General features: G+C 72.6%; 20 protein-coding genes and 1 riboswitch. Of the genes, 9 read left to right on the top strand and 11 right to left on the bottom strand.

The window, feature by feature from the left end:
* Positions 1 to 73: 73 nt before the first annotated feature.
* The 6 genes from Sru01_RS11285 to Sru01_RS11260 all read right to left on the bottom strand — a co-directional run bounded on the left by Sru01_RS11285 (position 74) and on the right by Sru01_RS11260 (position 7,290).
* Positions 74 to 1,093: a LacI family DNA-binding transcriptional regulator gene (locus Sru01_RS11285; protein ID WP_203984081.1), complete on the bottom strand. Its 1,020-nt coding sequence runs from the start codon at positions 1,091 to 1,093 to the stop codon at positions 74 to 76.
* Positions 1,094 to 1,119: 26 nt separating this feature from the next.
* Complete coding sequence (locus Sru01_RS11280; protein ID WP_203984080.1) at positions 1,120 to 2,553, bottom strand: GH1 family beta-glucosidase; 1,434 nt, start codon at positions 2,551 to 2,553, stop codon at positions 1,120 to 1,122.
* Entirely contained in the window at positions 2,550 to 3,431 is an 882-nt protein-coding gene (locus Sru01_RS11275; protein WP_239137291.1) for a carbohydrate ABC transporter permease, read from the bottom strand. Before Sru01_RS11275 ends, Sru01_RS11280 begins: the two co-directional genes overlap by 4 nt.
* Positions 3,428 to 4,405: a carbohydrate ABC transporter permease gene (locus Sru01_RS11270; RefSeq protein WP_203984078.1), complete on the bottom strand. Its 978-nt coding sequence runs from the start codon at positions 4,403 to 4,405 to the stop codon at positions 3,428 to 3,430. Before Sru01_RS11270 ends, Sru01_RS11275 begins: the two co-directional genes overlap by 4 nt.
* A gap of 359 nt (positions 4,406 to 4,764) precedes the next feature.
* Positions 4,765 to 6,099 carry an ABC transporter substrate-binding protein gene (locus Sru01_RS11265; protein WP_239137289.1) on the bottom strand — a complete coding sequence of 445 codons (1,335 nt, stop codon included), beginning with the start codon at positions 6,097 to 6,099 and terminating at the stop codon, positions 4,765 to 4,767.
* A gap of 495 nt (positions 6,100 to 6,594) precedes the next feature.
* Complete coding sequence (locus tag Sru01_RS11260; RefSeq protein WP_203984076.1) at positions 6,595 to 7,290, bottom strand: CHAP domain-containing protein; 696 nt, start codon at positions 7,288 to 7,290, stop codon at positions 6,595 to 6,597.
* 13 nt (positions 7,291 to 7,303) lie between these two features.
* Positions 7,304 to 7,456: riboswitch (cyclic di-AMP (ydaO/yuaA leader) on the bottom strand.
* Positions 7,457 to 8,336: 880 nt separating this feature from the next.
* Between Sru01_RS11260 and Sru01_RS11255 the strand changes: the two genes are divergently transcribed.
* Together Sru01_RS11255 and Sru01_RS11250 are read left to right on the top strand one after the other, a co-directional pair.
* Entirely contained in the window at positions 8,337 to 9,317 is a 981-nt protein-coding gene (locus Sru01_RS11255) for a hypothetical protein (RefSeq protein WP_203984075.1), read from the top strand.
* Positions 9,314 to 10,528, top strand: a complete 1,215-nt coding sequence (locus tag Sru01_RS11250; protein ID WP_203984073.1) for a DUF6716 putative glycosyltransferase — start codon at positions 9,314 to 9,316, stop codon at positions 10,526 to 10,528. The genes Sru01_RS11255 and Sru01_RS11250 overlap by 4 nt, the downstream gene beginning before the upstream one ends.
* Positions 10,529 to 10,532: 4 nt before the next feature.
* On the opposite strand, the gene Sru01_RS11245 is transcribed toward Sru01_RS11250, so the two are convergent.
* The 4 genes from Sru01_RS11245 to Sru01_RS11230 form a co-directional block, all read right to left on the bottom strand.
* Positions 10,533 to 11,864, bottom strand: a complete 1,332-nt coding sequence (locus tag Sru01_RS11245) for a polysialyltransferase family glycosyltransferase (RefSeq protein WP_203984071.1) — start codon at positions 11,862 to 11,864, stop codon at positions 10,533 to 10,535.
* Positions 11,861 to 12,823, bottom strand: coding sequence for a glycosyltransferase family 2 protein (locus tag Sru01_RS11240; RefSeq protein WP_203984069.1), 963 nt, complete (start codon positions 12,821 to 12,823; stop codon positions 11,861 to 11,863). Before Sru01_RS11240 ends, Sru01_RS11245 begins: the two co-directional genes overlap by 4 nt.
* 19 nt (positions 12,824 to 12,842) lie before the next feature.
* Complete coding sequence (locus tag Sru01_RS11235) at positions 12,843 to 14,903, bottom strand: N-acetylneuraminate synthase family protein (protein WP_203984067.1); 2,061 nt, start codon at positions 14,901 to 14,903, stop codon at positions 12,843 to 12,845.
* 163 nt (positions 14,904 to 15,066) lie between these two features.
* Positions 15,067 to 16,431 (bottom strand): sensor histidine kinase, encoded by a 1,365-nt coding sequence (locus Sru01_RS11230; protein WP_203984065.1) that lies wholly within the window; start codon positions 16,429 to 16,431, stop codon positions 15,067 to 15,069.
* Positions 16,432 to 16,778: 347 nt separating this feature from the next.
* Between Sru01_RS11230 and Sru01_RS11225 the strand changes: the two genes are divergently transcribed.
* Complete coding sequence (locus Sru01_RS11225; protein ID WP_239137287.1) at positions 16,779 to 18,035, top strand: NosD domain-containing protein; 1,257 nt, start codon at positions 16,779 to 16,781, stop codon at positions 18,033 to 18,035.
* A gap of 106 nt (positions 18,036 to 18,141) precedes the next feature.
* Positions 18,142 to 18,771 carry an ACT domain-containing protein gene (locus Sru01_RS11220; RefSeq protein ID WP_203984064.1) on the top strand — a complete coding sequence of 210 codons (630 nt, stop codon included), beginning with the start codon at positions 18,142 to 18,144 and terminating at the stop codon, positions 18,769 to 18,771.
* Positions 18,772 to 18,843: 72 nt separating this feature from the next.
* Here Sru01_RS11220 and Sru01_RS11215 read toward each other — a convergent pair whose 3' ends face one another.
* Positions 18,844 to 20,157, bottom strand: coding sequence for an ABC transporter ATP-binding protein (locus Sru01_RS11215; RefSeq protein WP_203984063.1), 1,314 nt, complete (start codon positions 20,155 to 20,157; stop codon positions 18,844 to 18,846).
* Between the two features lie 397 nt (positions 20,158 to 20,554).
* Between Sru01_RS11215 and Sru01_RS11210 the strand changes: the two genes are divergently transcribed.
* The 5 genes from Sru01_RS11210 to Sru01_RS11190 are packed head-to-tail and all read left to right on the top strand — an operon-like array spanning position 20,555 to position 26,453.
* A complete protein-coding gene (locus Sru01_RS11210) occupies positions 20,555 to 21,853 on the top strand; it encodes an extracellular solute-binding protein (protein WP_203984062.1) in 1,299 nt (432 codons plus the stop codon).
* Between the two features lie 3 nt (positions 21,854 to 21,856).
* Positions 21,857 to 22,855 (top strand): carbohydrate ABC transporter permease, encoded by a 999-nt coding sequence (locus Sru01_RS11205; protein ID WP_203984061.1) that lies wholly within the window; start codon positions 21,857 to 21,859, stop codon positions 22,853 to 22,855.
* On the top strand, positions 22,852 to 23,745 hold the full coding sequence (locus tag Sru01_RS11200; RefSeq protein ID WP_239137286.1) for a sugar ABC transporter permease: 894 nt from the start codon (positions 22,852 to 22,854) through the stop codon (positions 23,743 to 23,745). The genes Sru01_RS11205 and Sru01_RS11200 overlap by 4 nt, the downstream gene beginning before the upstream one ends.
* Before the next feature lie 46 nt (positions 23,746 to 23,791).
* Entirely contained in the window at positions 23,792 to 25,417 is a 1,626-nt protein-coding gene (locus Sru01_RS11195; RefSeq protein WP_203984059.1) for a glycoside hydrolase family 13 protein, read from the top strand.
* Entirely contained in the window at positions 25,410 to 26,453 is a 1,044-nt protein-coding gene (locus tag Sru01_RS11190; protein ID WP_203984058.1) for a LacI family DNA-binding transcriptional regulator, read from the top strand. The genes Sru01_RS11195 and Sru01_RS11190 overlap by 8 nt, the downstream gene beginning before the upstream one ends.
* Positions 26,454 to 26,462: the final 9 nt, after the last annotated feature.

The following is a 26,462-nucleotide window of genomic DNA, read 5'->3' as shown; positions in this document are numbered from 1 at the left end:
TCCTTGGAGGTGGGATGGGCCGGGCACGCGGCGACCCGGGTGCCCGCACGGGGCGCCCGGGTCGCCGGCCGGATCAGGCCGAGCCGCGCTCGACCAGATGGGTGTCCAATATGACGACCGGCTGCTGCAGCCGCTCGCCGTTGATCCGGGCCACCAGCAGCTGGACCATCTGGCGGCCCATGTCCTCGGTGGGCTGGTGCACGCTGGTCAGCGGCGGCACCGTCTGGGGGGCGATCGCCGAGTCCTCGAACCCGATCACCGCGATCTCGCCGGGGACGTTCTTGCCATGGTCCTTCAGCACTCGCAGCACGCCGCAGGCCATCGCGTCGGACGCGGCGAACACCGCGTCCAGGTCGGGATGGCCGGCCAGCAGCCGTTCCATCGCCTCCACCGCGCTGCCCTCGCTGAAGTCGCCGTACTCCACGATCTCGGGGAGCCCGGTGGCCAGCAGCGCGTCGCGGTACCCGGCCAGCCGGTCGACACCCACGCCCATGTCCTGCGGGCCGGCGATGGTGGCGATCCGCCGCCGGCCCTTGGCGAGCAGGTACTTCACGGCCTGCCGGGCACCGGCCCGGTTGTCGACGTCGACGTAGCTGTAGGGGGTGAAACCGACGGGCCGGCCACCGAGGACGGTGGGTACGCCCATGTCCTCCAGCCGGCCGGGCAGCGGATCGGCACCATGCAGGGAGATGAGCAGTACGCCGTCGACGTGCTGCCCGGTCAGGTAGTGCTCCAGACGGTCGTGCTCGGTGCGCGACTGGGCCATCGTCAGGATGAGCTGCAGCCCGGTCTCCGACAGCGACAGGCCGATGCCGCGGATGATGCCCGCGAAGAACGGCTCGTCGAAGATGCGCTGCTCCGACTCCGACACCACCAGCGCTATGGTGTCGGTGCGTTTGGTCACCAGGGTGCGCGCCGCCCGGTTCGGCACGTAGCCGAGCTCGTCGATCGCCTGCTGCACGGCCTCGCGGGCCTTGTCGCTCACCTTCGGCGAGCCGTTGATGACACGCGAGACGGTGCCCCGGCCGACCCCGGCGCGAGCGGCGACGGCCTCAAGGGTCGGTCGCGCTCCCGAACGGCGGTCCCCGATCATGTGGTGCCCCCTCCTGACGTCCGACCTTATTCTGCCGGACCGTTCAAGCCGCCCCGCCGGATCGTGTCGGCGTACCAGAAGGCACTGGCCTTGGGCGTCCGGCGCTGGGTCTGGTAGTCCACGTGGACCAGTCCGAACCTCTTGCCATAACCCCACGCCCACTCGAAGTTGTCCATAAGCGACCAGGCGAAATATCCCTTCAGCGGGATACCGGCCTCGATCGCGGCATGGCAGACCCGCAGGTGGGCCTCGATGAAGGCCAGGCGCTCCTGGTCGTCGACCGCGCCGTCGGCCACCACGTCCTCGAACGCGGCGCCGTTCTCGGAGATGACCAGCGGGATGCTCGGGTAGTCGCGCGCGACGCGCTCCAGCACCTCGTACAGGCCGCTGTCGTCGATCTCCCAGCCCATGGAGGTGACCGGCCGCCCGCCGTTCACGAACGAGATGTGCTCGCTGCCCGGCCACGGGGAACCGGCCCCGGTGGGCGCCGCGGCGGCGGAGGCGGCGCCACCCGGCTTACCCGAGACGGTGAAGCGGCTGTAGTAGTTGACCAGCAGGATGTCGAACGGGCTGGCGACCACGTCCATGTCGCCGTCCCGGATGAAGTCGAACGACGTGATCTGGCTCAGGTCGTCCAGCACGTCCTCCGGGTAGGCGCCCTTGAGCAGGGCGTCCAGGAAGAAGCGGTTCTGCAGGCCGTCGATGCGCCGGGCGGCCTCCAGGTCCGCCGGGTCCTCGGTCGCCGGGCTCACCGCGTACAGGTTGACCGAGCCGCCGATCCTGGTGGCCGCGTTCTGGGCGCGCAGCGCCCGGACCGCCAGGCCGTGCGCCAGGTTGAGGTGGTGGGCGGCGCGGACGGCGGCCGCCGGCTCCCGCCGGCCCGGGGCGTGCTCGCCGGAGGCGTACCCGAGGAAGGCCGCGCACCAGGGCTCGTTGACGGTGCTGAAGTTGGTCACCCGGTCGGCGAGCGCCTCGTGCACGGTGGCGGCGAAGTCGGCGAACCGGTGGGCGGTGTCCCGCTCGGGCCACCCGCCGGCCTCCTCCAGCGCCTGCGGCAGGTCCCAGTGGTACAGCGTGAGCCAGGGGTCGATGCCGTTCTCGAGCAGCTCGTCGACCAGCCGGCGGTAGAAGTCCAGGCCGGCCTGGTTGACCCGCCCGGCGCCGTCCGGCATGATCCGCGGCCAGGAGACCGAGAAGCGGTAGGCGGTCAGCCCGAGCCGCGCCATGACCGCCACGTCGTCCCGGTACCGGTTGTAGTGGTCGATCGCGACGTCGGCGTTCTCCCCGTTCAGCACCCGCCCGGGCTGCCGGACGAAGGTGTCCCAGATCGAGGTGCCGCGCCCGTCCACCCCGGTGGCGCCTTCGATCTGGTACGCCGAGGTGGCGGCGCCCCAGACGAACCCGCTGGGAAAGGGCAGGGTGGGGACTTGGGTCTCGGGTTGAGTCTGCTGCGTTGTCACGCTTTGACCGCACCTTCCATGAGTCCGCCGACGATCTGCCGGCCGAACGCGACGAAAACGACAATGAGCGGTAGTACCGAGAGAGCCGTGCCGGTGAAGATGAGCACGTAGTCGGTGGTGTGCGCCGCGGTGAGGAAGCTGATCGACACCTGCACCGTGGGGTTCTCCGGGGTCAGGACGATCAGCGGCCACATGAACTCGTTCCAGTTCAGCATGAACGTCTGCAGCGCCAGCACCGCCATGCCGGGCCGGACGGCCGGCAGGATCACGTTCCACCAGATGCGCAGCGTGGACGCGCCGTCCACCCGGGCGGCCTCCACCAGTTCCTCGGGCACCGCCTGGTCGGTGTACTGCGTCATCATGAAGACGCCGAACCCGTTGAGCAGGTACGGCAGGATGACGGCCTTCAGCGTGCCGACCCAGCCGAGGCTCACCATGAGCTGATAGAGCGGGACGATGCCCATCTGCTGCAGCGGCACCATCATGGTGATGAGGATGGAGCCGAGCAGCAGGTTGCGCCCGCGGAAGCGCAGCCGGGCGAAGGCGAACCCGGCGAAGGTCGAGATGATCACGACCGACAGCGTCACCGTGCTGGTGACGATCAGCGAGTTCACCAGACCGGCGAGGAAGTGCGCGTCCTCGGTGTTGAGCACCCGCTGGACGTTCTCGCCGAGGTTGCCGCCGGGAAGAAGCGGCGGCGGCACCTCGACCGCGTCGGTGTTGGTCCGCGACGCGATGATGATCATCCAGTACAGCGGGAAGATCGACGCGATCACCGTGATGATCAGCGCGGCCTTGGTCAGCGGGGTGGCCCGGAAGGGATCCCGCCTCCCCTTGCGGGCCGGCGCCCGGTGCTGCGCGTAGGTTGCGGCGCTCACTTGCTGCCCCCGATCCGGCGGACGAACGAATAGTTGATCGCGACACCGATCAGGATCAGGATGAACAGCAGCCATGCCGCCGCGGCGGCGTAGCCGTAGTCGAAGTCCCGGAAGCCTTGCTTGACGATGTACATGGCGATGGTCTGGAACTGGCCGGTGCTGCCGCCGTCCATCCGGCCGTTGCCGAACATGACCGGCTCGGCGAACAGCGTCAGGCCGCCGATGGTGGAGACGAACACGGTGAAGATGATCGTGGGCCGGATCATCGGCAGGGTGATGCTCCAGAACTGCTTGCGCGGGGTGGCGCCGTCGATCGAGGCGGCCTCGTACAGGTCGCGCGGGATCGTCTGCATGCCGGCCAGATAGATGATCGCGTTGTAGCCGGTCCAGCGCCAGTCGACCATGCTGGCGATGGCGACCCAGGACGACCACTTGGCGTTCTGCCAGTTGATGTTCTCGACGCCGAAGAAGCCGAGCACCCAGTTGATCAGACCGAAGTCGCGGCCGTAGAGCTGGGTGAAGACCACCGCGACCGCCACGACCGAGGTGACCAGCGGGAGCAGGACCCCCAGACGGAAGAACAGCCGGCCGCGCAGCCTCTTGTTGAGGGCGTTGGCCAGCATGAGGGCGATGACGAGCTGCGGAAGCGTCGCCAGGACGAACATCCCGACCGTGTTGATGACGGCGTTCCAGAAGTCACCGTCGGCCAGCAGGTTGGTGTAGTTCTCCAGCCCGGTGAACTTCGCGTCCCCGCCGGCGAGCTCGTAGTCGTGCATCGACACCCACAGGGTGAAGACGAGCGGGAAGAGGCCGAAGATCGCGAAGAGGATGAAGTAGGGCGAGATGAGGAAGTAAGGAGTGGCTTTCAGGTCGAGCTGGGACCAGTAGCGACGTGAGGATCCCGAATGGTGGCGCCCCGGCCGAGGCGGGGGAGGCGCGGGATCCGCACGGTGGGCGCGGACGTTGACGCTCATCGGAAGTCCGGGGCGGAGCCGGCGGCCGGGGGCCGCGGGCCGGGCGCCCCACTCTCCTTCTTTCGTTGGTTGCGCTGCGGGGTCGGTCCACCGGGCGGCTGCGGCGCCGCCGGGCATCGGCGCCGAGGCGTCGCCGGCGGCCGGTGGGCCGCCGGCCGGTGGTGGGAACCGCGAGCCTCCGGCCCTGCCGGAGCGGGGCGCCCCGGTCGTCTCCGCGGGGAGCGCGGGGAGAGGGTCAACGGTCTACCTTTCGGTATTCGGTCGTGAAGGCGGCAGCGCGTCGCTGCCGCCGATCACCGGTTGGGGTCACCGGCCCGCCGTGGGATCGCCTCGACGGGCCGGTGAGATCATGGGGACGGTCAGCCCGCCGCCTTCTGACCCGCCTCGACGAACTTGGTCCACGCCTCGCCGTAGGGGACGGCGCCCTGGTCCATGCCGATGACGACCTGCTCGACCGCGGCCTTCACCTGGGCGTGCTTCTCACCGAGGAAGATCGGCTGGAGCGCCTTGATGGAGGGGCCGAAGATCTCGCCGATCGGCGCGTCGTTGAAGTACTCGTTCTTCACGCTCAGCAGCTCGGGGTTCTCCTGCGCGGGCAGGGTGCTGGGCAGGTTGTTGCCCTCCTTGAACGCCATGAGCTGCGCCTCGGGGCTGGTCAGGAAGCTGGCCAGCTCCGCGGCCTCCTTCGGGTGCTTGCTCTGCTTGGGCACCGCGAGCCAGGAGCCGCCCCAGTTGCCGCCGCCGCCGGGCACGGTGGCGACGTCCCACTTGCCCTTGAACTTGTCACCGGCGGTGCCGGAGACGACACCGAGCATCCAGCCCGGGCAGCCCAGGGTGGCGAACTGCGACTTCACGAAGCCGGTGTTCCACGGGTCGGTGAAGTTCTGCAGCTTAGCCGTGAGGCCCTCCTTGCTCACCCGCTGGGCGAAGTCGAACGCGGTCTTGACGGCCGGGTTCTTGTCGACGATGAGCTGCTGCTCCTTGTCGAAGTAGGTCACGTTGCCGTTCTTGGCGGCCTCCTGCGCCAGCACCACGTTGTAGATGGTGTTGACGCTGTCGACGAACTTCGCGTCCTTGACCTTGCCCTGGAAGTCCTTGGCGGTCTTGATGAAGTCCTCCCAGCCGCCGCTGGCCCACAGCTTGGAGACTTCCTCGCGGTCGGTCGGCAGGCCGGCCTTCTTGAACAGGTCGGTGCGGTAGCAGATGCTCATGCCGCCGACGTCGGTGCCGAGCGCGAACAGCTTGCCGTCGCTGTTGATGCCGTTCTCCCACTTCCACTGCGGGAAGTCGGCCTTGCGGCTGTCGAGACCGTACTCGCCGAGGTCGGTGAAGAACTGCGGGCGGGCCTTGGCCAGGCCCATGCCGCCCTCGTCGATGCCGACGACGTCACCGGCGCCGGTGCCCGACTGCAGCCACTGCAGCATCTGCGGCCAGTACACGTTCTCGAAGCTGTCGGTCAGGTTGTTGTACTTGACCTGGATATTCGGGTGATCGGCGTTCCACTTCTCCACGGCCGACTTGTAGCCGAAGTTGGTGCCGCCGCCGAAGGTCTGCAGCGTAAGGGTGATCTTCTCCGCCGGCGCGGAGGACGAGCCGCCGGCGTTGTTCGCCGGCTCGTCGCTGCCGCACGCCGCGGAGACGCCGAGCGCGGCGGTCATCACCGATGCGACCGCGAGCATCCTGCCGCGGCGCATTTTGTTCATCATTCCGGACCCCTCTCAGGTGGTTGCCCGATCGTTGGGAGGTGCATCGAGGGCCGGCCCCGACAGTCGGGCCCCGCGATGTGCTGGATCCCGCATTCTGGATCCAGCGAGGGTAGAGCCTCGCGATCAGATTTGGGAGCGCTCCCACGAAGAGTCCCCGATCTGTGAGTGCTGCGTCAATACGCCGAAACCTAACTGTTACTCCTGGGGTGGTTAGAAGCAACGAATGGGACGTAACGCCCGAAAATCCAGCTACCTGGCCATTGGGAGCGCTCCCACAGCTTGGCCGCAGAGGGCGCAAATCATCTGAGCACGCATCACTGTGGGCGTCAGCACGGCGTAGCGGACCATCCGAAACCGGGTGATCAGTGGGCAAAGGGGTGCCGTACGGCCGGGGGTGTGGGGCCGGCCGTACGGCACGAATGGGTGGGGCGGCCGGCTGCCGGCCGGCCGCCGGCCGGGCGGTGAGCACCCGGCCGAAGCCCGTCAGGCGGCGTAGGCGGGGTAGCCGTAGCCGACGACCTTGGCGACCTCGCGCTCGCGGATCTCGACCCGGCCGTTGTCGGTGTTGCCCTCGACGGTCTGGATGGTGCCGTCGCCGTTGTCGCGCAGCACGAACCCGACGTGGTCGATGTCGTAGAAGCCCTTGCCGCCGTTCCAGCCGAAGAAGACCACCGCGCCGGGGCGGGCCGCGGTGCCCCAGCGGCCCTGCGCCGCGAACCACTTGGCGTGTTCGACCGTGTAGGCGTCGACGCCCACGGTGTCCTGCAGGCCGAGCTGGGTGCCGACCCAGGAGACGAACATGTCGCACCAGGCCGCGTTGGCGAACCCGGCGACCGAGCCGCCGTCCCTGGCCACCGTCTGGACGGCCCGGGGGTGGCTCATGTACCAGCTGTGGAACTTGGTGCCGCCGCCGGCGGCGTTCTCGGCGATGCCCACCTGGCTGCGCGCGAGCGCGAGCAGGGTGTTGGCCGACACCTTGCCCGCGGAGGTGTGGGAGCGGGCGAAGTCCTTGGCCTGGCTCGCCTCGGCGCCCGCGATCCTGGTCAGCGGGTCGTCGGCGGCGGTGTCGGCGCGGGCGGCCAGCGTGGTGCCCGCGACGATCTGGGCGACGAGCAGACCGCCGAAGGCGCAGGCCTTCAGATGCTTCTTCGGGGCGTCCAGAAGTCGATGAATGAACATTGACAAAGGGGACTCCTTCTTCCAATCCGCCTACCGGGTTAGCTGACGGGTTCGGGCCTGGAAGTCGCCCTACAGGGGCGCCCGTGGGAACGGCGCTCCTGATTCACCCCAGAGGAGTTGGGTCCCCGGCTTCGCGCGTGACGCGCGGACTCGGCGGTCGCACGGCTCGGCGGGAGAGGGACCCCTCCGCAGCGGACCGGCCGCGCGTGCTCCTGGTGCACGGGGGAGTCGGCAATGGGCGCGTCCCGTGCTGGGAGTCCAGTCAGAGTAATACATCGGACAAACGGATGCAAACACGACAAAACGCCTATAACGCCGGGGTTTTCGGACCGGAGGCCCGCCAGGGGTGCGGTTGCGTGTGCACCTGCGGGTTTACCCGCCTTGACCAGGGTAAGGGCCGAGCGTCGCCTTCCGGCTACCCGGATCCGTGCCCAGTTACGGACCACCTCTCAAGTGATTATTCGTGGCCAGTGTTACGGGTGTTGTCAAATGGCCACAAGTGCCGTTCCGGCCTGACCTCACCGGGTCGTGGGCCCGGCCCGGCCGGGCTTGTTGCGCCGGCCGGCCGGCGGCGGACGGGGGCCGGCCGGCGCCGATTTCCCCGCCGCGCCCGGACATTTCACCGGTCATATTCGATCTACCGCAGGACTCCTTTACATTGCCGGTTACCGGGCGCCGCCCGGCTGGTCATTCCGCCGCCGCACACGCCGGGCACCGCGGCCGATTCCGCCGCCGCCGATGGAAATCGCCGCCTTTAGTGCGGCGTCCGGCGCGGCAGGCGTCGTGCCTCCGCCCGCCGCCCGCCGCCCGCCGCCCGCCGCACGCGGCCGGGCCCCGGCCGGCCGCCCGCCCGGCGGCAGGCGTAGTGCCTCCGCCGCGCACACCTGGGCCCGCCCGGCGCCGTTCACCGGCCGGGCGGGTGGCGTCGCCGGGTGTTCACCGGCCGTTACCCGACGCGTCGGGTCCCGTCGCTACGGTGCTCGGGTCGTGGAAGTGTCGGTTGCCCGGGCAGCCCGAGCAGCGCGGAGAGGAACGGTCGAGGCCGGGTGCGGGAGCAAGGATCGGCCGTCGCCTGGGTGGAGTCGCCGCTCCAGCTGCTCTGCGCCGTCGAGGCGCGGCACGCCGGGCTGCTCGGCCCCGGCGTGCGGGTGCTGGCCCGCGCCGGGCTGCCCGCGCTGAACACCACCGGCGCCGAGCTGGCGGCGCTCGGCCTGCCCGCCGGCCTCACCATCGAGACCGCCGGCGCGCTGCGGCCGCCTCGCCGGGCGACCTGGGTGCTCGGCGACGCCTTCTCCGGCCGGGCGCAGCTCGCCGCGCTGGTGGCCGCGCCCGCCCGCACGGTGGTGGTCGACGACGGGCTCGCCACCGTCCGGCTGCTGGAACTGCTCACCTCGCGGCCCGGCACCCCGCTGGTGCGCGCCCGCGCCGTCCCGTCCCGGCCCCGGCGGATGCTCGGCGCCGCCGCCGGGCTGCGCCTGCGCGCCGCCGCCCGCGCCGGCCGGCTGACCTTCTTCACCGCGCTTCCCGTGCCCGCACCGCTCGCCGCCGCGGTCCGCGCGACCGGCGCCGAGCTGGTGCGGCACGACTTCCCCTGGCTGCGCGGGCGGCCGGCCGCCGGGCACCCGCGTCCCGCGGAGAGCACGGTGGTCCTCGGCACCTCGCTGGTCCGCGACGGGCTCATCCACCGCGACCGCTACCTGTCGTGGCTGTTCGCGCTGGGCGTCCCGCTCGCCTACTACCCGCACCGGCGCGAAGATCCTCGCGATCTGGAGAAGGTGCGCGCGCATCCGGGGGTCACCGTCTACGACGGCCGCGCGCCGGTCGAGATGACCCTGCGCGGTCTCGGCCCCGGGCAGCGCGTGCTCAGCCTGCCCTCCACCGCCGTCACCTCGCTGCGCGTGCTGCTGGCCGGGCGCGGGGTGCCCGTCCAGGCGGTGGAGGTGCCCGACGACTGGTGGACGGCGTCGGCGCCCGGCTCCCTCCGCTCGCATCTGCAGATATTCGCACTCGAAAGGCCCTCTCCTTGACCCGTGTCCTCGCGGTGGCGGACTCCGACTCCTACCTGAAATGGGCGGCCGGCCTCGTCGACCGGCTGCCCGCCGGCTGGACCGCCACCCTCGCGGTCGTGCGCACCCCGATCACTCCGTCGGCCGGCCAGATATCCGCCGCCGTCGCCGGGACCGGCGCCGCGGCCGGCGCGCCGCCGCCGGTGCTGCCGGTGCGCGAGCTGCGCCGGCTGGCCGCGCGCACCGCGCCGCGGGCGGTGCTGCTGGCCTGTACCGGGCCGGTGGTGGACGTGCTGGCGGCGGAGGTCTTCGGCCGGCTGCGGCCCCGGCCGGTCCTGCTGTCCGGCCTGCCCGGCATCTCGGTGCCGGCCACCGAGAAGGCGTGGCTGTACCGCAGCGGCTGCGACCTGCTGGTGGTGCACAGCGGGCGCGAGGTCGCCGAGTTCTCCCGGCTGGGCGCCGAGCTCGGGGTGACCGCGGCCACCGCGCTCGCCCGGCTGCCGTTCCTCGACCCGGCGCCCGCGCCGGCGGCGGGGGAGCGGCGCCGGGTGGTGTTCGCCACCCAGGCCAAGGTGCCGCGCCGGCGCGAGGAGCGCGAGGCGGTACTGCTCGCGCTGGCCCGGCTGGCCGGCGCCCGGCCCGACCTGGACGTCGTGGTCAAGGTCCGCGCCCTGGAACACGAGCGGCAGACCCACACCGAACGCCACCACTACGCGCGGCTGTGGCGCTCGCTGGCCGAGGCCGGCCTGGTGCGGCCGGACGCGGTCCGGTTCGCCGGCGGGGCGATGCGCGACCACCTGGCGCACGCCGCGGCGTTCGTCACCGTCAGCTCGACCGCCGCGCTGGAGGCCATCACCGCGGGGGTCCCGCTGCTGGTGCTCGCCGACTTCGGTGTCAGCGCGGAGATGATCAACCTGGTGTTCGAGGGCAGCGGCTGCCTGGGCACGCTGGAGGACCTGGCGCGCGGCGACTTCCGGCATCCGGTGCCCGAGTGGTGCGCGGCCAACTACTTCCACGACCCCGCCGGCAGCGACTGGGCCCGCCGGCTGGTCGCCCTGGTGGACGCGGCCGCCGCCGGCGAGCCCGCGGTGGCGCGGTCGCTGCTGGACGGGCCCGAGCACGCCGCCGCCCGCCGCCGCGCCCGGCTGCGGCTGGAGGTGCCGCCCTCGGTGCTGCGGGCCGGCCGGCGGGCCAGGCGCCGGGCCCGCCGCTACCTGGACCGGCTGCGCTGAGCGTTCAGCGGGCCAGCGTGCGGCGCAGCCGGCCGATGAGCCGCCCGGCCGGCCGGGGCTCGGCGGCCAGGCCGGCCGCGGCCAGGCGCCGGTTGCGGAAGTAGCGCGGGTCGGCGCCGGGCCCGGCCAGGTAGGCCGCGGCCGCCTCCTTCAGGTCCGGGTGCGCCTTGGGCTGCATGCAGTACGCCACCGCGGTGACCAGGGCCGCCAGATCCACCGGCGGCGGATCGGTGATCGAGCCGTCGGTGCCCAGCCGGGGCACGGTGGCCGCCACGATGGTCGCCGGGATCCGGTTGCCGTTCTCGTAGGGGGACAGCCGGTCGAGCACCGCCGGGCAGCCCATGGTGGCCACCGGGATCCCGTAGAAGCGGCGCGCGGTGGCGAGCGCCGTGGAGAAGCACCCGACGACCAGCGAGGGACGCAGCGCCTGGAAGCAGGCCTCCGCGGGCACCGTCTCCCCGGCGACGGCCAGCTGCACGCCGAGCCGGGCGGCGGCGGCCCGCAGCTCGCGGGCGTGCCGGCGGCCGGCGGCCGGATGCGGCTTGAACACCACGCGGGTGTGCCCGCGCGCGGCCAGGGCCTGGAGCATGTCCTCGTGCAGCCGCGCCTCCTCCTCGGCGGAGAGGATCTCCAGCGCGGACAGGTACTGGCCGAGGATCATGGCGTCACCGGCGTCACCGGCGTCACCGGCGTCACCGGCGTCACCGGCGGGCCTGAGGGCCGCTCCGGCCGGCGTCCGCGGCCCGCCGGGCACCGGAAGGGCGGCGGCCAGGCGGCGGAACGCCTCCCGCGGCACCACCTCGTGCGCGACCCCGGCCTCGCGCAGCAGCAGCGGCGCCAGCCCGGGCACCAGGTCCAGATGCAGCAACCGGGTGATCCGCCCGGCTATCTCCAGCGGAAGCGGATCTCGGGTGGGCCCGTAACTCATCAGCCCGTCGGAGTACACGGTGATCGGGCAGTCGCGGACCAGCGCGCCGATCGTCCGGGCCGGTGGCACCGCGACCGACTCCAGGACCAGCTCGGCCGGGTCCTCCTCCAGCGCCAGCCAGGTGCGCAGCAGCCGCGACAGCATCGGCACCTCGACGATGCGCGCCTTCCAGTCCGACGGATGCAGCGGCGCGACGAGGTCGTTCCACGACCGCACCTCGTCGAAGCGGTCGCGCAGCGCCGCGAAGCCGGGAGCCTCGTCCAGCGCGGGGGTGATCTCCGGGATGGCGGCGTTGTTCGACACCAGCAGGACGCGCCGGCCGGTCCGCGGCCCGAACGCGCCCGCGTCGATCGCGGCGGCCAGGGTCATCGCCCCGAACAGGGTCGAGCCGTAGAAGATCTGGGTCACCGGGCGGGCTCCGTAGGCGGGACGAGATGGCGGGGGAGCAGCGGGCGCAGCGCCGCCGCCCGCTCGGGGTCAAGGCCGGACTCGGCCACCAGGGCGGCCGGCAGCCCGGCGAGCATCGCCCGCCCGCGCGCGGCGAACCGATCCCGCAGCTCCGGCGCGAGACGGTCGCCGAGCTCCAGATGGTGGGCCAGCAGCGCGCAGAACGTGCGGACCGCCTTGGGCAGCAGGTCGCGCTCGTTGTCCAGCTGCGCGAAGACCAGGTCGAACGCGTCGAAGAAGTGCAGCTGCCGCTCGTCGCCGATCTGGGTCAGCGACGAGGGCACCAGCCGCCGGTAGAAGACGCCGGCCAGCGAGACGACGGCGAACGAGGCCGCCTCCCGGTGCAGCCGCCAGATCCACGGGCGGTCCTCGGCGGTGTGCAGGTGCCCGGGGAAGGCCAGCAGCTCGCCGAGCTCGCGCCGGTAGATGCCGGCCCAGGCGTAGGGATAGTCGACCATGGTGCGCGAGCCGGCGGGCAGGATGCCGTCCCGCGGCTTCAGCACCGCGCCGCGGCGGGCCTCCGGCGCGCGGTGCACGACCCGTTTGCGGCCCTCCACCTGCACGTGGTCCACCCGGACGAAGTCGACACCGAGCCCGTCGATCGCGGCCACCAGATCGTCCAGGTAGCCCGGGGCCAGCCAGTCGTCCCCGTCCAGGAACGTCACGTACCGCCCGGACGCCAGCGACAGCCCCAGGTTGCGGGCGTCGGCCAGCCCGGCCGGGGCGCCGTTGCGCAGCACGGTGAGCCCGGGCAGCAGGTCGCGGAAGTCCTCGATGACCTGCGGGGTGTCGTCCGCCGAGCCGTCGTCCACCACGACGAACTCGAAGTCCGGCCGGGCGTTGCGGCGCAGCGACGCCAGCGCGTCACCGATGTAGGGGCCGGCGTCGCGCACCGGCACGACGACCGACAGCGTGATCACTGTCACCTTTGCCGGCCGGTCAGACGGTGACCCGGCGCAGCCGGGCCTTGGGCGCCTCTTCGCCGGGGAACACCCGCTTGACGCCGTCGCCGAGGGCGGACTCGATGACGCGGATGTCCCGGACCAGGTGCGCGAGGCCGCTCGGCTCCAGCGACGCGGCGTGGTCGGACCCCCACATCGTGCGGTCCAGGGTGATGTGCCGCTCGACGGTGACCGCGCCGAGCGTGACGGCGGCCAGCGAGATCTGCAGGCCGCGCTCGTGACCGGAGTAGCCGACCGGGACGCCGTAGCGGTCCCGCAGGGTGGTGATCGTGCGGAGGTTGGCCTCCTCCGGCGGCAGCGGGTAGGTGGAGGTGGCGTGCATGATCACCAGGTTGCGGGTGCCGAGGACGTCCACCGCCTCGTCGATCTCCTCCAGGGTCGACATGCCGGTGGACAGGATGATCGGCTTGCCGGTGGCGGCCAGGCGGCGCAGCAGCTCGCGGTCGGTCACGCTCGCCGAGGCCACCTTGTGCGCCACGACGTCCATCTCCTCCAGGAAGTCCACCGACGGGACGTCCCACGGCGAGGCGAACCAGTCCAGGCCGCGCTCCGCGCAGTACTTGGCGATCTGCCGGTACTCGTCGGCGCCGAACTCCACCCGGTGCTTGTACTCCAGGTAGGTCATCTCGCCCCACGGCGTCTGCCGGATCTGGTCGCGCTGGTGGGCGGGCACCGCGATGTCCGGCGTGCGCTTCTGGAACTTCACCGCCTGGCAGCCGGCGTCGGCCGCCACGTCGATCAGCCGGCGGGCGATGTCCAGGTCGCCGTTGTGGTTGATGCCGATCTCGCCGATCACGTACACCGGCTCGCCGGGCCCGACCAGGTGCCGCCCGATCTCGACCGGGGCGTCCTTGACCCGCAGCGCGGTCCGCGGGCCGGCCACCGGCGGCTCGGCGCCGGCCGGGCGGGCGGCCAGCACCCGGTCGCACAGCTCGCGGACGGCGCCCGCGCCGCCCCGGTGGGAGAGCACCACCCGGGCGGCGGCCCGGACGCGCGGATGCGCGTCGGGAACGGCGACCGGCCAGCCGACCATCTCCATGCACCCGAGGTCGTTGAGGTCGTTGCCCACGTAGGCCACCCGGGCCGGGTCCAGCCCTTCGATGCCGAGCCAGTCGCGCAGCGCGGTCACCTTGGCCGACAGCCCCTGCAGCACCGGGACGCCGAGCTTGCGCGCCCGGGCGGCCACCACGGGGTTGCGCTCGGTGGACAGCACCAGGATCTTGATGCCGGACCGCCTCAGCATGGCGACGCCGAGCCCGTCCGACCGGCTCACCGCGACCATCTCGCGGCCGTCGGAGTCCACGTAGACAAGGTCGTCGGTGTGCACGCCGTCGAAGTCGGTGACCACGGCGTCCACGTCCAGCGGGCCGGGCCGGTCGGCGAACGGGGCCAGCGCCCGGGCGATCTCCAGGTCCTCGTGGGTGTCCACCTCGACGGCGTGCCGGGCGGGCACCGGCTGCACCGCGACCGTGCCGAAGAACCGGTGGCCGTGCTCGCGCAGCCCGGCGGTGCGCATGGCGTAGAAGGCGCCGGTCTCGCGGTACTCGGGGTCGCGGTCCTGCCGGCGCGGCCGGCCGGCCGGATCGTGGTTCACCCCGCGCACCCCCTCGCCGCCGGCGGCCCAGACGAACTCGTGAATGGGCAGGCCGGAGAACACCACGTCGGCGCCGCCGTCGAGCACCCGGGCGACCGCGGCGTCCAGATCGGCCGGGTCGATGAAGGCGCTGGTGCACTGCACCAGGACGACCACCTCGGGGTCGCCGCCGGCCTGCTCGAGCGCGTGCAGCACCGCCGACTCGCTGGAGGCGGCGCCGCCGCTCAGCTCGGCGGGGCGGTGGACGATCCGCGCGCCGGCCGCCGCGGCGGCCGCGGCGATGTCCGGGTGGTCGGTGCTCACCACCACCCGGTCCACCAGCCGGGCCGCCGCGCAGGAGGCGACCGCCCGCGCCACCAGGGGCGTGCCGCCCACCGTCGCGAGGTTCTTCAACGGGACGCCCACGGAACCACCGCGGGCGGGGACGACGGCCAGGACGCGCAAGACGGCTCCTTGATATGCGGCGGCGGGCCCGCGCGGCGGCGGGTCCGTGGATGCCAGGCACGCTAACCGCCGACCAGGACCGCCCAGGAGAGTGCGGGCTGAACGTCCGGCGTCGCCGCCATGAACATTCCCGACCGGCCCGCCCGTCCCGCCACGCACCGCCTCAGGGGCCGGCACCGGCCGCGGGCAGCACGAGGACGAACCGGGTGCCTTCCGGGGTGTCCTCGACGTGCAGCGTGCCGCCGTGCGCGATGGCGACGTCGCGGGCGATGGCCAGGCCCAGTCCGGTGCCGCCCCGGTCGCGGCTGCGGGACTCGTCCAGGCGGGTGAAGCGCTGGAAGACGCGCTCGCGGTCCCGCGCGGCGATGCGGTCGCCGTCGTTGGTGACGGCCAGCACGGCGGTGCTCCGGGCGCGGAACACCTCCACCCGGACCATCGTGGCGGCGTGCCGCTGCGCGTTGTCCAGCAGGTTGCCCGCCAGCCGCAGCAGGTGGGGGCGCACGCCGCGCACGGTCACCCCGTCGGCCAGCTCCGCCTTGACCGGGACCCGCCCCGGCCGGCGGGCGATCTCCTCGGCGGCCAGCCCGCCCAGGTCCACCGGCTCCTGCGCGGCGGGACCGCCCGACCCCAGCCGGGCCAGGAACAGCAGGTCGGTGACGATGGCCTCCACCCGGTCGGTGTCGCGCAGCGCGCCGTTCACCAGGGTCGGCAGGTCGGCCTGCTCGGGGTACATCCGCGCCTCCTCCAGGTGGGCGCGCAGCCCGGCGATCGGGGTGCGCAGCTCGTGGGAGGCGTCCGCGGCGAACCGGCGCTGCTGCTCGACCGAGTGTTCCAGCCGGGCCAGCGTGCGGTTGACCGTGCGGGCCAGCGTGGAGATCTCGTCCTCGCCCGGCGGCTCGCGGACCCGCCGGGACAGGTCGCCCACCATGATCCGGGCCAGCTGCGCCCGGACGTCGTCCACGGTCCGCAGCCCCCGGTCGGCGCCCTTCCAGGCCGCCCACCCGGCCAGCGCGGTCAGCGCGGCGACGTGCAGGCCGACCAGCGCGTCCAGCGCGCGCCCGCTGAGCGGCACCGGCATCCGGGCGGCGGCGTACACGACCGGACCGGCGGGCGGCGGGCCGATCTGCGCGGCGGTCGCGTGCAGGCAGGCGCCCGCCGGCGGCGGGCAGGCCACGAAGTCCAGGAAGCGGCCCGGCCGCGCCGGGCGGGCGGTGCCCAGCACGGGCAGCCGCTCGGCCGCCGTGGTGGCGGCCAGCAGATGGTCGCCCGGACCGACGATCTGGATCACGTCCACCCCGCCGGGACCGGGCGTGACCGGGTTGCGGAGCGTTCCCTCGTGGTAGGCGGCGGCGACCCGGGCGGCGGCCTCCCGGGTGTCCCGCAGCAGGGCGCCGGCGACCGCGTCCCGGACGACCAGGTCGACCGCCACGCCGAGCGGCGCCAGCAGGAGGGCGGCCAGCGCGAGCGCGAGGAGGGTGACCCGCCCCCGGATCGATCGGGGCCACGCCGCGGCCGATGTGCGGGGCATTGGCAAAGGCTATCGACGGGGCCACCGGTCAAGATCCGCTACGCGGGCAAGACCCGTCCAAGGGTCGGCAAAGGGCGCCCGGCGCGCCGGGCGACGGCGGCCCGGCGCGGCTTATCGTCCGGCGTGCCGGGATCGAACGGGACCCGGCCGCGTGCCCTCTCATCGGGCCTCCCGCCGGCGGACCGCGGGCACTACGGTGAGCGGCACCGATCTTTCCGATCCGGGGCAGTGGTGTGATGACGCCGAACCTCTGGCGACCCGGCCGGCTCTTACCGCCGGTCCTGGTACTGATGGCCGTCCCGGCCGCGGTACCGGCACTCCCACCGGGGGGCACCGCCTTACCGGTCGTGGCCGCGGCGCCGCTCGACCGGGCCGCGGCATCCGTCCGGTTGCCCGCGCCGGCCCGTACCGGGTCCGGCCGGGTCTTCTACCTTGACGCCCGCGAGGGCGACGACGACGCCCCGGGCACCTCGCCAGGCGCGGCCTGGCGCACCCTGGAGCGCGCCAACGCGGCCCGGCTGCGCCCGGGGGACACCGTGCTGCTGCGCCGCGGCGGCCGCTGGAAGGGCACGCTTCGGCTGCGCGCCGACGGCACGCGCGCCCGCCCGCTCACCGCGGGCGCCTACGGGCACGGGCCGCGGCCGACCGTCACCGGGCGGCGCGGCGACTGCGTGGTGGTGTCGGGCTCGCACTGGCGGGTGCGCGGCCTGCGCGCCAGCGACTGCGGGTGGAGCGGCTTTCGCGTCCAGGGCCGCCACAACGACCTGGCGGACGTGTACGCCGACCGCAACGTCGCGGGCGTGTGGGTGACGCCGCGCGGCCGCCACAACTCGGTCCGGGACAGCCGCATCGTCGGCAACGACCGGATGAGCGTGAACGACGGCCGGCCGGACAACGACTCCGGCGCGTTCGGCGTGCTGCTCAACGGGGACGACAACCGGGTGATCGGCAACCTGATCGCCGGCAGCTACGCGCCGAGCCGCGACTATGTCGCCGACGGCGCCGCGGTGGAGATCTACGGCGGGGACCGCAACGTCATCGCGCACAACATCGCGCGCGACAACGAGACCTTCACCGAGCTCGGGCACCGCCGCGGTGACACCGCCACCGGCAACCTGTTCGCCGGCAACGTGGTCACCTCCGGGCGGCGGCGCGGCTCGTTCCTGGTGACCCGGGGGCCCGGGCACCAGGTCGGGCCGGTGCTCGGCACGGTCGTGGTGAACAACTCGGTGTACCTGCCGGCCCGCCGCACCATCGGCGTGGCCTGCTCCGATGGCTGCTCGCGCCGGATCCTGGTGATGCGCAACAACGTCATCAAGGTCGGCGGGGTGGCGGCCTACGAGGACGGCCGGGGGATCGACGACGCGGGCGGCGTCTACGCGGGGCGGATCGGCCGGTTCCGGCTCGGCCACCGCTCGGTGCGCCGCGACCCCCGCTTCGTCGGGCCGCTGGACCTGCGGGTGCGCGCCGGCTCGCCGGCGATCGGCGGGGGGGTGCGGCTCGGCCCGGCGTGGTACGGCGGTCTCGGGCTCGCCTATGACCTCACCGGGCGGGCGATCCCGCGGTTCGGCCATCCGGATGCCGGTGCGTATCAGCACAGATAGGACTCATCGCCGACATCCTGCTGGAACGATCCGGAAATCTCGGTCGAGCAGGCTGGGCGGTGTGCCGGACCGGAACGGCCGGCCGGCGGGCGCGGGGGTGGTGACGATGGTGCTGAGAGTGCGGGTGTCCCTGCCGGACCGTCCGGGGGTGCTCGGGCAGGTGGCCCGCGCCTTCGGCGTCCTCGGCGCGGACATCCACCAGGTCACGGTGCTGGAACGCCAGGCCGGCCGGGCGGTGGACGACTTCACCCTCTCCTGGCCGGCCGGACTGGCGGCCGGGGAGCTGCGCGACCGGCTGTCGGTCGTGCCGGGGGTGCGGGTGGAGGGGGCGTGGCCCACCCGGGAGGTGCCCGGCAGCAGCCCCGACTACGACCTGCTCGGCCAGGTGGCCACCGACGGCGCCCGGGCGTTCCGCACCCTGGTGGACGCGGCGCCCGGCCTGGTGAGCGCCGAGTGGGCGCTGGCCGTCGACTCCCGCACCGGGGACGTGGTGCACGGGAGCTGGCAGGCGCCGGACATCGCGGAGATGCCCGATCTGACGCCGCTGCGGCCGTCGGCGTTCAGCGAGGGCGCGCTGCACCTGCTCAGCCTGCCGGTGGCGGCGGCCGGCCTGCACCTGGTGGTGGCCCGGACGGACGGCCCGGCCTTTCACCAGGTCGAGCTGGACCGGGCGGCGCGCCTGGTGGAGATCGTCTCGCTGCTGGCCGCGCCACCGGCCGGCCGCACGGTCGCCTGATGCCGGGCCGTCATGTCGATCATGGAGGGCGATCGGGTGGGATCCGGCCGTCTTCTCGGGCCGCGGCCGGCGTCAACGCCGCGGCGGGTCGATCCGGTTCCCTTCCATGGTGAACAGCATGATGCGGCTCAGGTCCACCCCGACCCGGCCATGATCCCCCGCCCGCCACACCGGCCGCGAGCCGAGCCGGACGACCAGGTCGGAGCGCCGGTGGTGCCCGCTGATGCCGGGCGCGGCGGCCTCCTCCACCGGGAGCGGCTCCTCCTCGGTGGCCCCGGGCATGAAGCGGCGCATCATCGCCCGCATCCGCCCGCCTACGCCGCCGTGCCCGTTGCCGTTGGCGTGGCCGTTGGCGTGACCGTTGAGGTTGGCGCGCGGGGCCGGCTCCGGGGCGCTGACCGCCGGGATGCCGACCTCCAGGTAGGCCAGCCACTCGTGGCCGTGGTACTCCAGCGTGCGGACCCGGCCGGCGAAGTGCGGCGCGTCGGCTCCGTCCGGCAGCGGGGCCAGGCCGTCCGGGCGGATGCCCACGATGATCTGGCTGCCGGTGTGCTGGGACAGCGCGTAGGCGCGCGGGTCGCTCCAGGGCATGATGATCTGGTGCAGGCCGAAGTCCAGCATGATGTACTGGTTCTGCGGGGTCCGCACCGCGGCCGACAGCAGGTTGATCTGCTGCGAGCTGAGGAACGCCGCGACGAACGCCGTCGCCGGGTCGTTGTAGATCTGCGAGGGCGTGCCCACGTCCTGCAGCACCCCGCGGTTGATGATGGCGATCCGGTCGGCCAGCGTGAGCGCCTCGACCTGGTCGTGCGTCACGTAGATCGTGGTGACGCCGAGCGCCCGCACCAGCGAGGAGATCTCCATGCGCAGCTCGGTGCGCATGCCCGCGTCCAGGTTGGACAGCGGCTCGTCCATCAGGAAGATGGACGGCTGGCGGACGATCGCCCGGCCCATCGCGACCCGCTGGCGCTGGCCGCCTGAGAGCGTTCCAGGCCGGCGGTCCAGCGTCTCGTCGATGTGCAGTGCCTTGGACAGCTCGACCACCCGCTCGCGGGTGAGGTTGGGGTCGGCCTTGGCGATCTCCAGGGGGAACGACAGGTTGCCGCGTACCGAGCGGTGCGGGTAGAGCGCGCCGCTCTGGAAGACCATGGCGACGTCCCGGTCGCGTGGGGCCAGGTCGTTGGCGAAGTGCCCGTTCAGGTACAAATCCCCCGAGGTGATCTCCTCCAGCCCCGCGATCATGCGGAGCAGGGTGGACTTGCCGCACCCGGACGGGCCGAGCAGGACCAGTAGCTCGCCCTCCTCCGCGCGCAGGCTCAATCGATCGACCGCGAGATGTCCCCCGGGGTACACCTTTGTCACGCTGTCGAGAACGACGGTACTCATCGTCACTCGTTCCTCCCGGGCATCATCGCCCGGATCCCAGCCGCCATTGTGAATCGCTGAGGTAGTACATCGCGTCGTCACCCGCTATGTCCATACATGACGTGAGAAATCGCTCAGCTGGTGGCCACTTGACCGACGACCTCCCGTCATGGTCAGGACACCTGCCAACCTCTGCCCCGAGCCGGCGCCCGCCGCTCCCTCCGGGCGGCGGCGGCGCCACCTGGCGGGCGGGCGGTCATGTCGACCGCATCACAATTTGCAGAAAGTTGCTGAAAGGTCTTTCATGTCCGTTCACGTGACTGTTACGTTCCGCCTACACCGGTGACGACCGCCCGCCCTCGGGGCCGCGGGCGCCGTCGCCGACTCGGGCAATGAAGCTGAGCAAGGAGAGCACAACATGCGGCGAGGCATCTCGGTCGCGGCTACCGCCGCGGCGCTCGCACTGGCGGTCTCCGCCTGTGGCGGCGGCGACACCCCTGACAACGCGGCGGCACCGGCCAAGAGCGCCGACCCCGCGTCCGTCGCCGGCACGGTGACCTGGTGGGACACCTCCGACGCCACCAACGAGGGGCCCGTCTTCCAGGAGCTGATCAAGGACTTCTCGGCGAAGTACCCCAAGATCAAGGTCAACTACGTGAACGTGCCGTTCGCCGACGCGCGCGACAAGTTCAAGACCGCCGCGCAGAGCGGCGCCGGCGCCCCCGACGTGCTGCGCACCGACGTCGGCTGGGTGGCGGAGTTCGCCTCCCTGGGCTACCTGGCCCCGCTGGACGGCACCACCGCCGTGGACAAGCCCGAGGACTTCCTGGCCTCGCCGGCCGCGAGCGGCAAGTTCAACGGCAAGACATACGGCGTGCCGCAGGTCACCGACACCCTCGGCCTGCTGTACAACAAGAAGCTGCTCAAGAAGGCCGGCTACGACGCCCCGCCGGCCACCATGGCCGACCTGAAGAAGGTGGCGTTGGACGTCAAGTCCAAGGCCGGCGCCGACGGGCTGGCGCTGAACGTCGACTCCTACTTCCTGCTGCCGTTCATCTACGGCGAGGGCGGCGACTTCGTCGACGTGCCCAACAAGAAGATCGCCATCGCCGCCCCGCAGGCCGTCGCGGGCGTGAAGATCGTCGAGGACCTGGTCAAGTCCGGCGCCACCATCAAGCCGGCCGTCCAGGACAGCTACACCAACGCCGAGACCGCCTTCAAGGAAGGCAAGGTCGCGATGATCTTCAACGGCCCCTGGTCGAACACCGACAACCTCGGCGGCAAGGTCTTCAAGGACGACCCGGACAACTTCGGGGTGGCCCCGGTGCCGGCCGGCTCGGCCAAGTCCGGCTCCCCGGTGGGCGGCCACGACTACACCGTCTACGCCGGCTCCAAGAACCTGGACGCCTCCTACCTGTTCATCAACTACATGGCCTCCACCGAGAGCCAGGCCAAGATCGCCGGCAAGCTGGGCCTGCTGCCCACCCGCACCTCCGCCTACAGCGCCGCCGAGGCGACGGCCAACCCCAAGATCGCCCAGTGGCAGAAGCCGATGGAGTCCGCCGTCGAGCGCCCGTGGATCCCCGAGGCCGCCTCGCTGTACGAGCCGCTGCTGCAGGGCTACCAGAAGCTGGTCACCGGCGGCACCACCACCGAGCCGATGCTGCAGGACGTGGCCAAGGCCTACCAGGGCATCCTCAAGGGCTGGAGCCTGTGACCGATGACGACCCAGGTCGTTGACGGTACGGCCGCGGGGACCGATCCCCGCGGCCGTGCCCGCCAGCCGCGGCGCCGGCAAGGCCGGGCCGGCCGGTTCCTCACCCGCCACTGGTACGCCTGGGCGATGTGCGCCCCGGTGGTCATCGTCGCGATCGTGCTGATCGGCTATCCGCTGGTCCGGGGCGTCTACCTGTCGCTCACCGACGCCACCGAGGCCAACATGGGCCGCACGATCGGGATGAACGTCATCCCCTCGACGTACGAGTTCGTGGGCCTGGGCAACTACGTCGACATCGTCACCTCCGCCGAGTTCCTGTCCCGGCTCGGCTGGACCGTCGTGTGGACCGTCGTCTGCGTCGCGCTGCACTACGGCCTCGGGCTCGGGCTGGCCATGCTGCTGAACCGGCCGCTGCGCTTCCGCTCGCTGTACCGCATGATGCTGGTGCTGCCCTGGGCGGTGCCCGCGTTCGTCTCGGCGTTCATCTGGCGCTACCTGCTCAACGGCGAGTTCGGCGTGATCAACGCGCTGCTGCGCACCGTCGGCCTGCCCGGTGTCGACTGGCTGGACCAGCCGCTGTGGGCCAAGGTCTCGGTCATCACGGTGAACGTGTGGCTCGGCGTGCCGTTCATGATGCTCGCGCTGCTCGGCGGCCTGCAGGCCATTCCCCGGGAGCTGTACGAGGCGGCCGAGGTGGACGGCGCGTCCCCCTGGCAGCGGTTCCGGCACATCACCGTGCCCGGGCTGCGCCCGGTCTCCAGCACCGTGGTGCTGCTCGGCACCATCTGGACCTTCAACCAGTTCCCGGTCATCTACCTGGTCACCAAGGGCGGGCCGGGCGGATCCAGCGAGATCCTCGTCACCTACGCCTACCGGCAGGCGTTCGAGGGCATCCGCAACTACTCGGGTTCGGCCGCGTGGGGAGTGCTCATCCTGGTGCTGCTCGTCGCGATGGCCGTCGTCTACCGCCGCGCGCTGAGCCGGCAGGGGGAGGCATGGTGAGCGCCGCGACCACCACCGGCCACGCCGCCGGTCGCCGGGCCGCGAAGCCGTCGAAGGGACGCTTCTCGCGCCGCCCGGCCGCCTCGCTGGCGCTGCACGTCACCCTGATCGTGGCCAGCCTGTGCGCGGTCTTCCCGGTCGCCTGGCTGGTGCTGACCTCCCTCAAGCCGCGCAACGCCTGGCAGTCCAGCACGGTGCAGCTGTTCGTCGAGCCCAGCCTGGCCAACTACGCCCAGGTGCTCGGCGACACCGCCTTCCCGCGCTGGCTGGCCAACTCGCTGCTGGTCGCCGCGCTGACGACCGTGCTCGGCGTCAGCATCGCCGCCTCCACCGGGTACGCCGTCAGCCGCTTCCGCTTCCCCGGCCACGGGTCGGTCATGTGGATGCTGCTGATCACCCAGATGTTCCCGGTCGCGATCCTGATCGTGCCCATCTACAACCTGATGGCGGGGCTCGGGCTGATCAACCAGTTCCCCGGCCTGGTCATCGCCTACCTCACCTCGGCGGTGCCGTTCTGCGCCTGGATGATGAAGGGCTACTTCGACACCGTCCCGAAGGAGATCGACGAGGCGGGCCGGGTGGACGGGCTCAGCCCGTTCGGCACGTTCTGGCGGCTCATCCTGCCGCTGTCCAAGCCGGGCCTGGCCGTGGCCGCGTTCTACTCCTTCATCACCGCCTGGGCCGAGGTCGCCTACGCGACCGCCTTCATGACCGGCGACGACAAGTACACCCTCGCCGTCGGCCTGGCCCAGTTCGTCGGCCAGCACAAGGCCGAGTGGGGCCTGCTCACCGCGTCCTCGGTGCTCATCGCGGTGCCGGCGGCGGTGGTCTTCCTGCTCGTCCAGCGCCATCTGGTCACCGGCCTCACCGCCGGCGCCACCAAGTCCTGAAACCGTCGCCACCCATCCGCAAGTTCCGAGGAATCGGGGGATCTCCATGACCGAAGTGGCCCGCGCCGCCCGGCCCGCGCCGGCGGCCACCCGCTGGTGGCGGGACGCGGTCATCTACCAGGTCTACGTGCGCAGCTTCGCCGACGGCGACGGCGACGGCGTCGGCGACCTGCTCGGGGTGCGCAGCCGGCTCGGCTACCTGGCCGGGCTGGGCGTGGACGCCGTCTGGCTCACGCCGTTCTATCCGTCGCCGATGGCCGACTTCGGATACGACGTCGCCGACTACCGCGACGTCGACCCGCTGTTCGGCTCGCTGGCCGACGCCCGGGCCCTCATCGAGGACGCCCACCGGCACGGCCTGAAGGTCATCACCGACGTGGTGCCCAACCACACCTCCGACCGGCACGCCTGGTTCACCGCCGCCGTGCAGGCGGGGCCGAACAGCCCGGAGCGGGCGCGCTACATCTTCCGCCCCGGCCGCGGGCCCGGCGGCGAGCTGCCGCCCAACGACTGGGAGTCGGTCTTCGGCGGCCCGGCCTGGACCCGGCTGCCCGACGGCGAGTGGTACCTGCACCTGTTCGCCCCGCAGCAGCCGGACCTCAACTGGGAGAACCCAGAGGTGTACGCCGAGTTCGAGGCGGTGCTGCGCTTCTGGCTGGACCTCGGCGTGGACGGCTTCCGGGTGGACGTCGCGCACGGCATGGTCAAGGCCGACGGCCTGCCCGACATCGGCGCCGCCGGCCAGGTGGAGATGCTCGGCACCGCCGTGCTGCCCTACTTCGACCAGGACGGCGTGCACGAGATCCACCGCGCCTGGCGCCGGGTGCTCGACTCCTACGGCGGCGAGCGCATCGGCGTCGCCGAGGCCTGGGCCCCCTCCCAGGAGCGGCTCGCCCAGTACGTCCGCCCGGACGAGATGCACCAGGCGTTCAACTTCCACTTCCTGAAGACCCCGTGGGACGCGGAGATGATGCGCCGCGTCATCGACGAGTCGCTGGCCACCGTCGCCCCGGTCGGCGCGCCGACGACCTGGGTGCTGTCCAACCACGACGTCAAGCGGCACGTCACCCGGTACGGCGACGGCGAGCTCGGCCTGTGCCGCGCCCGGGCGGCGGCGCTGCTGATGCTCGCGCTGCCCGGCTCCACCTACATCTACCAGGGCGAGGAGCTCGGCCTGCCCGAGGTGCTCGACCTGCCGCCGGAGGTCTGCCAGGACCCGCAGCGGCTGCGCGCCCCCGAGGACGGCCGGGACGGCTGCCGCGTCCCCATCCCGTGGGTGCACACCGAGGCGCCGTTCGGGTTCAGCCCGCCCGGCATCACCCAGACCTGGCTGCCGGTCCCCGCCCACTGGGGGCCGCTCAGCGTGGAGTCGCAGCTGGCCGACCCCGGCTCCACCCTGTCGCTGTACCGGGAGGCGCTGCGGCTGCGCCGCGAGCTGCCCGCCCTCGGCGACGGCGAGCTGGCCTGGCAGGACTCCCCGGCGGGCACCCTGGCCTTCACCAGGGACGGCGCGTTCGCCTGCACCGTCAACCTGACCGGCGAGCCGGCCGAGCTGCCCCGTCCCGGGCGGCTGCTGGTGGCCAGCGTTCCCCCCGAACCGGTGGACGGCCGGCCCGGCCACGTCCGGCTCGCGGCGGATTCCGCGGCGTGGTGGGCCCTCGGGGATGCGTAGAGTTACCCCCGTGAACGGAAACGCCCGGCTCGCCGACATCGCCGCCCAGGCCGGCGTGAGCGAGGCCACGGTCAGCCGCGTGCTGAACGGCAAGCCGGGCGTGTCGGCGGGCACCCGCCAGCTGGTGCTGACGGCGCTCGACCTGATGGGGTACGAGCGCCCGCAGCGGCTGCGCCAGCGCAGTCACGGGCTGGTCGGCCTGGTCACCCCGGAGCTGGACAACCCCATCTTCCCCGCGTTCGCCCAGGCCATCGAGAAGTCCCTCACCCAGCACGGCTACACGCCGGTGCTGTGCACGCAGAGCCCGGGCGGCGCCCCGGAGGACGAGTTCACCGAGCTGCTGCTGGAGCGGGACGTCAGCGGCATCATCTTCGTCTCCGGCCTGCACGCCGACACCACCGCGCGGATGGACCGCTACACCCGGCTCACCGACCGCGGCCTGCCCATCGTGCTGGTCGACGGCTACAGCGAGCACATCGCGGCCCCGTTCATCTCGCCGGACGACCGGCTGGCCGCCCGGCTCGCCGTCCAGCACCTGGTCGACCTCGGCCACGAGCGCATCGGCCTGGCCGTCGGGCAGCGGCGGTTCGTCCCGGTCATCCGGAAGATCGAGGGTTTCGCCCAGGCGATGCACCAGCTCCTCGGGGTCACCGATGCCGAGGAGCTGGTGCAGCAGTCGCTGTTCTCGGTGGAGGGCGGGCAGGCCGCGGCCGGCGCGCTCATCGAACGGGGCTGCACCGCCATCGTGTGCGCCAGCGACCTGATGGCCCTGGGCGCCATCCGGGCCGCCCGCGAGCGGGGTCTTTCGGTGCCGGGGGAGGTATCGGTGGTCGGCTTCGACGACTCGCCGCTGATCGCCTTCACCGACCCGCCGCTCACCACGGTGCGCAAGCCCATCGGCGCGATGGCCGTCGCCGCCGTGCAGACCCTGCTGGAGGAGATCGGCGGCACCCCGCCGAAGAACCTGGAACTCGTCTTCCAGTGCGAGCTGGTCGTCCGCGGCTCCACCGGCTCCGGCCCCCTGGTGAACCGCTGACCTCGGCCG

The organism is Sphaerisporangium rufum, assembly GCF_016863395.1.
Taxonomy (GTDB): Bacteria; Actinomycetota; Actinomycetes; order Streptosporangiales; family Streptosporangiaceae; genus Sphaerisporangium; species Sphaerisporangium rufum.
The sequence above is the reverse complement of the archived record's forward strand: the minus strand, read 5'-3'. Positions and strand labels throughout refer to the sequence as shown.

Bases quoted from the DNA above. Each gene is read 5' to 3' on its own strand.
- Sru01_RS11285 (WP_203984081.1), bottom strand. From the start codon at position 1,093: ATGATCGGGGACCGCCGTTCGGGAGCGCGACCGACCCTTGAGGCCGTC.
- Sru01_RS11270 (WP_203984078.1), bottom strand. From the start codon at position 4,405: ATGAGCGTCAACGTCCGCGCCCACCGTGCGGATCCCGCGCCTCCCCCG.
- Sru01_RS11265 (WP_239137289.1), bottom strand. From the start codon at position 6,099: ATGCGCCGCGGCAGGATGCTCGCGGTCGCATCGGTGATGACCGCCGCG.
- Sru01_RS11260 (WP_203984076.1), bottom strand. From the start codon at position 7,290: ATGTTCATTCATCGACTTCTGGACGCCCCGAAGAAGCATCTGAAGGCC.
- Sru01_RS11230 (WP_203984065.1), bottom strand. From the start codon at position 16,431: ATGCCCCGCACATCGGCCGCGGCGTGGCCCCGATCGATCCGGGGGCGG.
- Sru01_RS11220 (WP_203984064.1), top strand. From the start codon at position 18,142: ATGGTGCTGAGAGTGCGGGTGTCCCTGCCGGACCGTCCGGGGGTGCTC.
- Sru01_RS11215 (WP_203984063.1), bottom strand. From the start codon at position 20,157: ATGAGTACCGTCGTTCTCGACAGCGTGACAAAGGTGTACCCCGGGGGA.
- Sru01_RS11210 (WP_203984062.1), top strand. From the start codon at position 20,555: ATGCGGCGAGGCATCTCGGTCGCGGCTACCGCCGCGGCGCTCGCACTG.
- Sru01_RS11205 (WP_203984061.1), top strand. From the start codon at position 21,857: ATGACGACCCAGGTCGTTGACGGTACGGCCGCGGGGACCGATCCCCGC.
- Sru01_RS11195 (WP_203984059.1), top strand. From the start codon at position 23,792: ATGACCGAAGTGGCCCGCGCCGCCCGGCCCGCGCCGGCGGCCACCCGC.
- Sru01_RS11190 (WP_203984058.1), top strand. From the start codon at position 25,410: ATGCGTAGAGTTACCCCCGTGAACGGAAACGCCCGGCTCGCCGACATC.